Origin of the sequence: Mesorhizobium sp. M7A.F.Ca.CA.002.04.1.1 (assembly GCF_004022805.1) — a bacterium.
GTDB classification, from domain to species: domain Bacteria; phylum Pseudomonadota; class Alphaproteobacteria; order Rhizobiales; family Rhizobiaceae; genus Mesorhizobium; species Mesorhizobium ciceri.
In genome coordinates this window covers 1-11798 of record NZ_RZPL01000085.1, presented here as the reverse complement: position 1 = coordinate 11798, position 11798 = coordinate 1, and the positions used below count along the sequence as shown (strand labels likewise).

11 protein-coding genes are annotated in these 11798 nt (G+C 62.2%); 7 read left to right on the top strand and 4 right to left on the bottom strand.

All coding sequences use genetic code 11. The annotated features are described in order from the left end of the window. Positions 1-5: 5 nt before the first annotated feature. Complete coding sequence (locus tag ENZ75_RS07025; RefSeq protein ID WP_164887748.1) at positions 6-1442, bottom strand: glutamine synthetase family protein; 1437 nt, start codon at positions 1440-1442, stop codon at positions 6-8. 145 nt (positions 1443-1587) lie between these two features. Between ENZ75_RS07025 and ENZ75_RS07020 the strand changes: the two genes are divergently transcribed. Next, the gene (locus ENZ75_RS07020) at positions 1588-2301 is read left to right on the top strand and encodes an HAD family hydrolase (protein WP_063170071.1); all 714 of its coding nucleotides are present in this window, start codon (positions 1588-1590) and stop codon (positions 2299-2301) included. Between the two features lie 83 nt (positions 2302-2384). Here the strand turns inward: ENZ75_RS07020 and ENZ75_RS07015 are convergent, their stop codons facing one another. The 3 genes from ENZ75_RS07015 to aceA form a co-directional block, all read right to left on the bottom strand. After that, entirely contained in the window at positions 2385-2789 is a 405-nt protein-coding gene (locus ENZ75_RS07015) for a response regulator (RefSeq protein WP_224621462.1), read from the bottom strand. Positions 2790-3067: 278 nt separating this feature from the next. Next, complete coding sequence (locus tag ENZ75_RS07010) at positions 3068-3310, bottom strand: hypothetical protein (protein WP_006202762.1); 243 nt, start codon at positions 3308-3310, stop codon at positions 3068-3070. 58 nt (positions 3311-3368) lie between these two features. After that, positions 3369-4658, bottom strand: coding sequence for an isocitrate lyase (aceA, locus tag ENZ75_RS07005; RefSeq protein ID WP_063170072.1), 1290 nt, complete (start codon positions 4656-4658; stop codon positions 3369-3371). Between the two features lie 228 nt (positions 4659-4886). Here aceA and ENZ75_RS07000 point away from each other — a divergent pair, with 228 nt between their 5' ends. The 6 genes from ENZ75_RS07000 to ENZ75_RS06975 form a co-directional block, all read left to right on the top strand. Then, entirely contained in the window at positions 4887-6329 is a 1443-nt protein-coding gene (locus ENZ75_RS07000) for an XRE family transcriptional regulator (protein ID WP_013530246.1), read from the top strand. Positions 6330-6479: 150 nt separating this feature from the next. Continuing rightward, positions 6480-7430: a DMT family transporter gene (locus ENZ75_RS06995; protein WP_063170073.1), complete on the top strand. Its 951-nt coding sequence runs from the start codon at positions 6480-6482 to the stop codon at positions 7428-7430. Between the two features lie 340 nt (positions 7431-7770). Further along, positions 7771-8868, top strand: coding sequence for a polyamine ABC transporter substrate-binding protein (locus ENZ75_RS06990; RefSeq protein WP_013530248.1), 1098 nt, complete (start codon positions 7771-7773; stop codon positions 8866-8868). Positions 8869-8952: 84 nt separating this feature from the next. After that, positions 8953-10092: an ABC transporter ATP-binding protein gene (locus ENZ75_RS06985; protein WP_063170074.1), complete on the top strand. Its 1140-nt coding sequence runs from the start codon at positions 8953-8955 to the stop codon at positions 10090-10092. A 9-nt stretch (positions 10093-10101) separates the two neighbouring features. Continuing rightward, entirely contained in the window at positions 10102-11076 is a 975-nt protein-coding gene (locus tag ENZ75_RS06980; RefSeq protein WP_063170075.1) for an ABC transporter permease subunit, read from the top strand. Between the two features lie 4 nt (positions 11077-11080). Further along, the coding region (locus tag ENZ75_RS06975) for an ABC transporter permease subunit (protein ID WP_127372547.1) at positions 11081-11798 on the top strand (718 nt) is incomplete at its 3' end.

The window sequence follows — 11798 nt, the reverse complement described above, 5'->3', positions numbered from 1 at the left end:
CTCCCCTACACATTCAGCAACAAATACTCCCGCTCCCACGGACTGATCACTTCCATGAAGGTCTCGAATTCCGCGCGCTTGATCGCCGCATAGGTCGCGGCGAACGACTTGCCCAGATGAGCGCAGAGTTCCTCGTCGCCCTCGAACAGGTCGACGGCTTCAAGCAGGCCGCGCGGCAGGTCGATCTCGTCGGCATTGGCCGTTGTCAGGACCGGGGGCTCGGCCTTGATCTTGTTGGTGATGCCGATCAGCCCGCAGGCAAGCGATGCCGCCAGCGCCAGATAGGGATTGGCATCGGAGGACGGGATGCGGTTTTCGACGCGCCGTGCCGCCGGATCCGAGCGTGGCACGCGAAACGCCGTGGTGCGGTTGTCATAGCCCCATTTGTTGTTGACCGGCGCCGACGCCGCCTGTGTCAGCCGGCGGTAGGAATTGACATAGGGCGCGAACATCACCAGCGCGTTCGGCACATGCTTCTGCATGCCGCCGATAAAGTGGAAAAAATCGTCGGTTTCCGAGCCGTCAGCGGCCGAAAAGATGTTCTGTCCGGTCTTCTTGTCGATGATCGACTGATGGATGTGCATGGCGGAGCCGGGTTGCCCCTGGATCGGCTTGGCCATGAAGGTGGCGTAGATCTCGTGCTTCAGCGCCGCCTCGCGAATGGTGCGCTTGAACATGAACACCTGGTCGGCCAGTTCGATCGGGTCGCCATGGCGCAGATTGATCTCCAACTGGCCGGCACCTTCCTCGTGGATCAGCGTATCGATCTCCAGGCCCTGGCTTTCGGAGAAATGGTAGATGTCGTCGATCAGTTCGTCGAATTCGTTGACGCCGGCTATTCGATCGCCGGCGCCGCCGCCGATCGCGCGTCCCGACCGGCCAACCGGCGGGGTCAGCGGATAGTCCGGGTCGGGATTCTTGCGCACCAGGTAGAACTCGATCTCGGGCGCCACCACAGGCTTCAGGCCGAGCTTGTCATAGGCGGCCACCACACGCTTCAACACGTTGCGCGGCGTGAACTCGACCGAGCGTCCGTCCTGGTGGACGAGGTCGCAGATGACCGCTGCCGTCGGGTCTTCTTCCCAGGGCACCACCGTCAGCGTCGACAGGTCGGGCATCAGTTTGAGGTCGCCGTCGTCTTCCGGGTAATGGAAGCCGTTGCCATCCTCGGGGTAGCCGCCGGATATCGTCGTCATGAAGACTGCCGACGGCAGCGCCAGCGAGGTGTTGGAGGTGAATTTCTTCGATGGCATCATCTTGCCACGCGCGACGCCTGCCTGATCGGGCGTGATGCACTCGATGTCCTCGATGCCGCGCCATTCCAGCCAGGCGCTGACTTCCTTCCAGTTCTTGACGCCTCGTTGGTTTTTCACGAAGGCAGGCGTGCGGGCGCGTCCTCCGCGGCTCGACGGACGGACTTCCTTTTTTGCAGGCGGCATCATTCACCAGATTGGGTTGCGGATTGTGGAGTATAGCCGTGCCCTCCTATGGAAGGGAAGGGGAGCCGCGTCGGGCATTGCCCGGTGCGGTTGAAAATCACGCCAATCGGCTTAGTTTCGGCCGTCCCAATTCCAATCGAGGCGTTCAATGCGGCGCAATGACAAACTGACGACGATCGGCTTCGACGCCGACGACACGTTGTGGCAGAACGAGCAGTTCTTCCGGCTGACGGAAAAGCGCTTTGCCGCCATGCTCGTCGACCATGGCGAAGCGGAGCACATCTCGGCACGATTGCTGGAGGCCGAAAGGCGCAACCTCGCTGTCTATGGCTTCGGCATCAAGGGATTTACCCTGTCGATGATCGAGACGGCGATCGAGGTCACGCAAGGCCGCGTGCCGGGCTCGGTCATAGCGGAGATTCTCGATGCCGGCCGCGAGATGCTGAGCCATCCGATCGAGGCCTTGCCGCACGCCCGCGAGACGGTCGAAAAGCTTGCCGGCGCATTCCGCCTCGTGCTGATCACCAAGGGCGACCTCTTCGACCAGGAGCGCAAGCTGGCTGGCTCAGGCCTTGGCGATCTGTTCGACGCGGTCGAGATCGTCAGCGACAAGAATGCTGCCACCTATAGCAGGCTCTTCAACCGCCACGGCGATGGTCCGGCGAAAAGCATGATGGTCGGCAACTCGCTGAAGTCGGATGTGGTGCCGGCCATCGAGGCCGGCGGCTGGGGTGTTCATGTGCCGCATGAACTGACCTGGGTGCTGGAGCATGTCGAAGCGCCGGTAACCGAATCGAGGTTCCGCCAGATATCCGATCTCGGACAACTGCCCGGACTGATCGAAAGCATCATCGATCCCTGATCGCCGGGCGATCCGTGGTCGCCCGGCCTTACCTGGTTTCGATTCCGGACGGAAAAACCGCTATACACTTTCCCGCAATTGCCTCAGCGGCCGATCAGGCGATCGATCACCGGTTGCAACCGTTCGGGCGTGATCGGCTTGGCGATCACCACGTCGATGACACCAGACAGGCCCAGGCTTTCCGTGGTGCCATTCTTGGTTGACAGCAGGATTACCGGTGGCAGCGATTTGCCCGAGGCGCGGCGCAACGCGTCGATGCTGGACATCAGATTGTCGCAGTCCTTGTTGTCGGCGCCGCCGTCAAGGACAACCGCGCCGGGAATGAGCGACCGCAAGATCCTTGCCGCCGTGTCGGGAGATTCCGAAATCGGCTTGAGCCCGGATCGCTCGACGATCTTTGAAATCACCACGCGATTGATTGGCGACCTGCCGACGACAAGCACCTGCGACGGATCACGGATCGCCTCGGTGGTTGAGCCGCGGGTCACCAGATTCGGATGTCTTGGAGTCTCGCCTTCGCGATTCACCGGGCACACAAGTCAGCCAAGAAGCTCGCCCCTATTTCAATGCAGAGTTGAATCCGGAGCGCAATTGGCGTGAGATCGCAGCCTATGTCAAGTTGAAATAAAAGTGCCCGAAATCATCGCCGGGACAGTGAATTTCAAGCAACGCTACTGTACTCGACTGTCCACACGTGCATTTCATAAAAAGAAAATTCACCTGCGCAGGGGCTGCGCAGGTGAAGGGTCGGTTGCATGAATTTCAGTCAGCCGTGGCTCTGCTGCGTGACGATCACCGGGATCAGCAGATCGCCCCAGTTGCCGTCGCCGCCGTGATGTCGTGCCGAGCGCACGAGTTCCACCGAGACGCCCGCCTCGACCGCCTTCATAACCGACTGGTTGAGGCGGTGCAGGTCGTTGGCCAGCATGCGGATCGTCGCCTGCTGGTCGACGCTCATCGTTGTCGACTGTTCCTCGGCGCGTTCCTTGACGCGGCTTATCGATGCCATTGGTTTTCTCCTTGTGTCCCAAGCCCTGTCGGGCGTTTCCTCTGAGTTTTTCTGTTCGCTATTCGGCGGCCGGTTTGAACTGCGCGTGCTCCGTCGATTCATGCATGGCGGTGGTCGACGACTGGCCGCCGGTGATCGCCATCGACACGGCGTCGAAATAGCCGGTGCCGACCTCGCGCTGATGCTTGGTCGCGGTGTAGCCATCGGCCTCGGCCGCGAACTCCGCTTCCTGCAACTCGGAATAGGCCGCCATCTGCCGCGCCTTGTAGCCGCGCGCCAGTTCGAACATGCCGTAGTTGAGCTGGTGGAAGCCGGCGAGCGTGATGAACTGGAACTTGTAGCCCATGGCGCCGAGCTCCTTCTGGAACTTGGCAATCGTCGCGTCGTCGAGGTTCTTCTTCCAGTTGAACGACGGCGAGCAATTGTAGGCGAGCAGCTTGTCGGGATGGTGCTTGCGCACGCCCTCGGCGAATTTCCTGGCCTGCGCCAGGTCGGGTTTCGAGGTCTCGCACCAGATCAGATCCGCGTACGGCGCATAGGCGATGGCGCGGGCAATGCAGGGCTCGATGCCGTTCCTGACATGATAGAAACCCTCAACCGTGCGCCCGGCGTCGTGGTCGACGAAAGGCTGGTCGCGCTCGTCGATGTCGGAGGTGAGCAGCTTGGCGGCTTCCGCATCGGTGCGCGCGACGACCAGGGTCGGCGTGCCCATCACGTCCGCCGCCAGGCGCGCGGCGTTGAGGTTGCGGATGTGCGCCGCAGTCGGGATCAGCACCTTGCCGCCGAGATGGCCGCATTTCTTTTCCGACGCCAACTGGTCCTCATAGTGGACGCCGGCGGCGCCCGCCTCGATGAAGGCCTTCATGATTTCGAAGGCGTTGAGCGGCCCGCCGAAGCCAGCTTCGGCGTCGGCAACGATCGGCGCGAACCAGGTTTCGACCGAAAGCCCATTGCCTTCGGAGGTCTCGATCTGGTCGGCGCGCTGCAGCGTCCGGTTGATGCGCTTGACCAGTTCAGGCGCCGCATTGGCCGGGTAGAGCGACTGATCCGGATACATCGCGCCAGCCGTGTTGGCGTCGGCGGCAACCTGCCAGCCCGACAGGTAGATCGCCTTCAGCCCGGCGCGCACCTGCTGCATCGCCTGATTGCCGGACATGGCGCCGAGCGCGTTGACGAAGTCCTCCTCGTGGATGAGCTTCCACAGCCGATTGGCGCCCATTTCGGCAAGGCTCTGGCGGATCTGCACCGAACCGCGCAGACGCTTCACATCCGCCGCCGAGTAGGGTCGTTCGATACCGTCGAAGCGACCTTCCGGCGCCGATGGGACGAGGTTGTAAAAATCAGTCATTGGTCACTCCGAGGAATTGCTGATCTGTGTCAAGGCGTCAATCATTTGGGGGTAGTTGGGTATGACTGGATTTACATTTCTGCGCGAAATCAGCCACAAAAATCAGGTAAACTGAGAGGATATAAGAGAAAACCTGTGTTGCGTTTGACAGAAGTGCGTTGTAAATTTGTCATTATTGTAAAAGGCCCGTGCCCAGGAATTCGTGTAAATTGCTGTAAAGGACAGTCCATGGCTGACCAGAAGATCTTCGCCGGGCCGCGCATCCGCCGCATTCGCAACGCCAAGGGCCTGACCCAGACGGCGATGGCCGAGGGTCTCGGCATTTCGCCGTCCTACCTCAATCTGATCGAGCGCAACCAGCGGCCGCTGACGGTGCAGCTGATCCTCAGGCTGGCCTCCGTCTACAAGGTCGATCCACACGAGCTGCAGGGCGAGGCGAGGGGATCTGTCGCTGCCTTGAAGGAAGTGTTCACCGATCCCCTGCTGGTCGGCGAGTTGCCGGGTGATCAGGAACTGATCGAGCTTGCCGAGGCGGCGCCCAATGCGTCCGCGGCCGTGATAAAGCTGTTCCGCGCCTATCGCGAGCAGGCCGAGCGCCTGTCCGACCTCAACGAATTGCTGGCACGCGAGGGTCGGGCGACGGCGCTCTCCGGCGCCCGCCTGCCGATCGACGAGGTGCACGAGATTTTCGAGCGCCGGCCGAACCATTTTGCTGCCCTCGAGGAGGAGGCCGCGGCGTTCACCTCGGTGCTCGATCCCGGCGATGATCTGTTCGGCGCGCTGAAGGCCTGGCTGAAGCGCGAATATGGCATCGTGGTCAAGGTGCTGCCGGTCGCGACCATGCCGAACTGGCGCCGCCGTTACGATCGTCATTCGCAGCGCCTGTTCCTGTCCGAACGCCTGTCGCCGTTCGACCAGTTGCGCGAAGTCGCGATGGAGGCCTGCCTGATCCGCATGACGGTCGCGGTCGCCGGCGAGATCCAGGCGCTCAAGCTGAGCACCGACGAGGCGCGCCGCCTGGCCCGCTTCGAACTTGGCCGTTATGCGGCGCATGCGCTGATGATGCCCTATCAGGCCTTTCACGCGGCTGCCGTGCGCGCCCGCTATGACATCGATGTCCTGCGTTCGCGCTTCGGGGTCTCCTTCGAACAGGCGGCCAACCGGCTGACCATGCTGCAGCGGCAGGGTGCCTCGGGCGTGCCGTTTTTCATGCTGGAGGTCGACAATGCCGGCAACCGCTTCCGCAAGGCCGGCAGCCAGGGCTTTCCTCAAAGCCGCTTTGGCGGCGGCTGTCCCAAGCTGCCCGTGCATGTCGCCTTCACCCAGCCCGGCCAGGTCTTCGTCGAGGCAGTGGAAATGCCCGACGGCGCCGAGTTCCTGTGCATCGCCCGCACGCTGGAAGGGCCGCAAGGCGCATTCTCGGAACGCCCGCGCCGCACCGCGCTGCTGCTCGGTTGCGACATCGGCTTTCGTGACGATATCGTCTATGGCGCGGCATTGCCCGGTGCGGCAATCACCGCAAAGGCCGGCACCGTCGCGGCGACGCCGGTCGGGCCTGCTTGCCGGCTTTGCGAACGCGTCGGCTGCCTGGCGCGGGCAGAACCGCCGGTGACGCGCCCGCTCGGCCTCGACGAGATGGTGACGGGCCTGAGTGCTTTCGATTTTCAGTGACGCCGTGTTCTTCTGAAATGGAGGAAGGTGCCACAATTGTCGGCGGCCGCTGGCTCAGTTCCGGCCTGCGCCTTTGCGTTACGCCAACAGAGCATCTTTTTGTCGTCCCTTGCGCATCGTCCCGTCCACAAGAGCCCGACAGTGGCAGCCATGATCGATACCGCATCGCCGATCGTCGCATCGCCAGCCGTCTCGCCGCGCGAGGAGCGCGTCGGCATGCTTTTGGTCTTCCTGTCGGCGCTGATGTGGAGTTTCGGCGGCGCCATCGCCCGCTTCATCACTGTCGGTGACAGCTGGACGGTCATTTTCTGGCGATCCGTGTGGGCAGCCGCCTTCCTGGTCTGCTTCATGGTTTGGCGTGACGGCTGGCGTGGCATGCTGAAGCTGTTCCGTGACATGGGGTTGCCCGGCCTTGCCGTCGGGATCTGCTTTGCCACGGCATCGACCGCCTTCGTCGTGGCGCTCGCCTACACCACCGTCGCTAACATCCTTTTGATGCAGGCAGGCGTGCCGTTGCTGGCGGCGCTGTTTGCTTGGGCATTGTTTCGCGAAAGGGTTGGTGTCGCGACCTGGGTGGCAATCGCCGCCGTCATCACCGGCGTCGCCATCATGGTGTCGGAATCGCTCGATGGCGCCGTCTCGCCCATAGGCGATGGGCTGGCGCTGTTGATCGCGGTCATGTTTTCAGTCGCCACCGTCATCACCCGGCGGTTCTCCGGCGTGCGCATGACGCCGGCGACGTGCCTCGGCACCATGCTCGCGGCCGGCTTTGCCGTCTCGCAGGCATCGACCCTCACCGTATCTGTCAGTGACATGGGCTTTCTGTTTGCCTTCGGCGTGGTCAATCTCGGCCTCGGCCTGGCCTTCTTCGCCACCGGCGCGCGACTGATCCCGGCGGCCATCGCGGCGCTGCTCGGCACGTTCGAGCCGATCCTCGGCCCGATATGGGTCTGGCTCATTCATTCCGAGGTGCCGTCGGGGCGCACCATCATCGGCGGCGCGGTTGTGGTCACGGCGCTGCTCGTCCATATCGGGCTCGAATTCAAGCGCCAGGCAAGGCCCGAACGCGCAGGGGTCACCGGGGTGCCGTCACCTAATTGAAGCGGCCTGCAGCTTTGCCATTGACAACGTCGCTGCGGCACGGGCAGGCTGGGAATACGGCAACAACAAGACAGGCGTATCTTGCCAAGTCTCCCAGCCGGTCCGATCGGGACCGGACCATATCGTCGTATCTCTGCCCGCGCCATGGCGAAAGCCTCTGACGGTATTGGCACGCCTCCCAGGCCGCCTCAGGGGCATCCAACCATCTCATCGAACCGCCTGCATGGTCTCGGCAGTTCGCGCTTGTCGCCCCTTGGAAAGCTCAATAGTCTGAAGAAAATGCCGGTCGCGCTGATGTCGCGACGAGCCGGTGAAGGAACACTCATCAAAGGAGAATAGCATGATCCGCAAAGCGCTCTGGCTTTCGGCAACGTCGGCATTCCTGACATTTTTCACCGTCGGCGGTCACGCCGAAGATCGTGTCGTCAACGTCTTCAACTGGTCGGACTACATCGACAGTTCGATCATCGACGATTTCACCAAGGAAACCGGCATCAAGGTCGTCTATGATACCTTCGATTCCAACGAAATCCTTGAGACCAAGCTGCTTGCCGGCGGCAGCGGCTATGACGTCGTCGTGCCCAGCGGCAATTTCCTTGCGCGCCAGATCCAGGCCGGCGTGTTCCAGAAGCTCGACAAGTCGAAGCTGCCCAACATTTCCAACATGTGGGATACGGTTTCGGAACGCACGGCCAAGTACGACCCCGGCAACGAATACTCGGTCAACTACATGTGGGGCACGGTCGGCATCGGCTACAACATCAAGAAGGTGCAGGCGGCACTCGGCACCGACAAGATCGACAGCTGGGATGTCTTCTTCAACCCCGACAGCCTGGCCAAACTGAAGGACTGCGGCGTCTACGTGCTGGACTCGCCGGCCGACATCATTCCGGCTGCACTGAAATATCTCGGCCTCGACCCGAACAGCACATCGCCCGACGATATCGCCAAGGCCGAGGAGACCTTGCTCAAGGTCCGACCTTATATCAGGAAGTTCCATTCCTCCGAATACATCAACGCGCTCGCCAACGGCGATATCTGCCTGGCCGTCGGCTGGTCGGGTGACGTGTTCCAGGCCCGCAACCGCGCGGTCGAGGCCAAGCAGGGCGTCGAGATCGGCTATTCCGTGCCGAAGGAGGGTGCGCAGATGTGGTTCGACCAGATGGCGATCCCTGCCGACGCGCCGCATGTCGCGGAGGCGCTCGAGTTCATCAACTACATGATGAAGCCGGAAGTTATCGCCAAGTCGTCGAACTACGTGCTCTACGCAAACGGCAACAAGGCTTCGCAGCAATTCGTCGACAAGGCACTGTTGGAGGATCCCTCGGTTTATCCCGATGCCGAGACCATAAAGAAGCTCTACACCGTCTCGCCATACGATCCCAAGACCCAGCGCGTCATCACGCGCACCTGGACCAAGATCGTCACCGGCCAGTAAGCAATCCGACACGGTCCCGGCAGCCACCTGCCGGGACCGTTTTTACCTGGGGCAAGAAGCAAGAAAATCAGGACGGAGTGGGACATGAAATCGCTTGGCAGCATCCGCAGGGATTTTGCACCGTGGAACGACCCGAACGCCAAGCCGTACATCCAGTTCGACAACGTCACCAAGAAGTTCGGTGACTTCACCGCCGTCAACAATCTGTCTCTGACCATCTTCGAGCGCGAGTTCTTCGCGCTGCTCGGTGCTTCCGGTTGTGGAAAGTCGACGCTGCTCAGGATGCTCGCCGGCTTCGAGGAGCCGACAGCCGGCCGCATTCTGCTCGATGGCCAGGATCTGCGCGGCATCCCGCCCTACCGGCGGCCGGTCAACATGATGTTCCAGTCCTATGCGCTGTTCCCGCATATGACGGTCGAGAACAACATCGCCTTCGGCCTCAAGCAGGACGGCATGCCGAAGCCCGAAATCGCATCGCGCGTTGCCGAGATGCTGAAGCTGGTCAAGCTCGAGCAGTTCGCCAAGCGCAAGCCGCATCAACTGTCCGGCGGCCAGCGCCAGCGCGTCGCGCTCGCCCGCTCGGTCGCCAAGCGGCCGAAGGTGCTGCTGCTCGACGAGCCGCTCGGCGCGTTGGACAAGAAGCTGCGCGAAGAGACGCAGTTCGAACTGATGGACCTGCAGCAGAATCTCGGCCTGACCTTCGTCGTCGTCACCCACGACCAGGAAGAGGCGATGACCATGGCCGATCGCATCGCCATCATCGACAAGGGCGAGGTGATGCAGGTGGCAACGCCGGCCGAAGTTTACGAGGCGCCGGGATCGCGTTTCGTCGCTGGCTTCGTCGGCAACGTGAATATGTTCGAGGGCAAGATCGCGCGTGGCGAGGCGGGCAGCGCCTGCATAGACGCCGGCAACGGCATCACCATCCGCACCGACAATGCCGGCACCGCCGGGGCCGGGACGGCCGTCACCTTCGCCATCAGGCCCGAAAAGATCAAGGTGTCGTCGAAGAAGCCGGCCGAGGCCGTCAACGCCATCGAGGGCGAGGTCTACGACATCGCCTATCTCGGCGACATGACCGTCTATCATGTCAGGCTGGACGACGGCCAGGTGGTGCGCGCCAGCACCATGAACGCGGCCCGCATCACCGAGGATCCGTTGAGCTGGAACGACCGCGCCTGGGTTTCCTTCCGGCCCGACGCCGGCGTCGTGCTGACGCGGTAGGGGGCGACCATGTCGAGCGCCGCCGTCACCACAGCATCAGCCTCTCCGGCATCCAATGCCGGCAGATCCATCCTTGCCAGGCTGGGTGCTGCCTTCGTTGGCCGACTGGTCATCATCATCCCGTATGTCTGGCTGCTGTTCTTCTTCCTCATTCCGTTCGTCATCGTCTTCAAGATCTCGCTGTCGCAGACGGCGATCGCCATTCCGCCCTATACGCCGGCGCTCGATTTCAGCGGCGGTATCTCAGGGTTCCTGGCTCAGCTGAAACAGCTCAGCCTCGACAACTACACCTGGCTGACGCAGGACGCGCTCTACTTCAACGCCTATGTGACCAGCGTCATCATCGCCGCGGTCTCGACGGTCCTGACATTGCTCGTCGGCTACCCCATCGCCTACGGCATGGCGCGCGCGCCGGCGACGATCCGCCCGACCTTGCTGATGCTGGTCATCCTGCCGTTCTGGACCTCGTTCCTGATCCGCGTCTACGCCTGGATCGGCATTCTCAAGCCCGAAGGGCTGCTCAATCAGCTGCTGCTCGCCACCGGCATCATCCACCAGCCGCTGATCATCCTCAACACCTATACGGCGATCTTCATCGGCATCGTCTATTCCTACCTGCCGTTCATGGTGCTGCCGCTCTATTCCGCTCTCGAGAAGATGGACTATTCGCTGATCGAGGCGGCCAAGGATCTCGGTTGCCCGCCGACCAGTGCGTTCTGGAAAATCACCTTCCCGCTGTCGCTGCCCGGCGTCATCGCCGGTTGTCTGCTGGTGTTCATTCCGGCTGTCGGCGAATTCGTCATTCCCGATCTGCTCGGCGGATCGCAGACGCTGATGATCGGCAAGACGTTGTGGAACGAGTTCTTCGCCAATCGCGACTGGCCGGTATCGTCGGCCGTGGCCGTCATCCTGCTGTTGCTGCTGATCGTGCCGATCATGCTCTTCCAGCGGGCTCAGGCGCGCGCTCAGGAAATGGACAGGTGACCTCATGAACGCCACCTGGAGCCGCTTCAACATCACCTCGATCGTGCTTGGCTTTGCCTTTCTCTACCTGCCGATCGTGCTGCTCATCGTCTTCTCGTTCAACGAATCGAAACTGGTCACGGTCTGGGGCGGTTTCTCGACCAAATGGTACGTCTCGCTGTTCCACAACCAGGGTCTCATGGACGCGACCTGGGTGACGGCGCGTGTTGGCCTGATCTCGGCCACGGTTGCGACGGTGCTGGGCACGCTGGCGGCACTCACCTTGACCCGCTACACGCGCTTCAAGGGCAGGGTGCTGTTTTCCGGCATGGTCTTTGCGCCGCTGGTCATGCCGGAAGTCATCACCGGCCTGTCGCTGCTGCTGCTCTTCGTCGCCGTCGGGCTCGACCGCGGCTTCCTCACCGTGACGCTCGCCCACATCACGCTGACCATGTGCTTCGTCGCCGTGGTCGTGCAGTCGCGGCTCATGACTTTCGACCGCTCGCTGGAGGAAGCCGCGATGGATCTTGGCGCCACGCCGGTGAAGACCTTCTTCCAGATCACATTGCCGGTCATCATGCCGGCGATCGTCTCCGGCTGGATGCTGGCTTTCACCCTTTCGCTCGACGATCTGGTCATTGCCAGCTTCACCTCGGGGCCGGGCGCGACGACGCTGCCGATGAAGATCTACAGCCAGGTTCGCCTCGGCGTGACGCCGGAAATCAACGCCGCCTGCACCATCC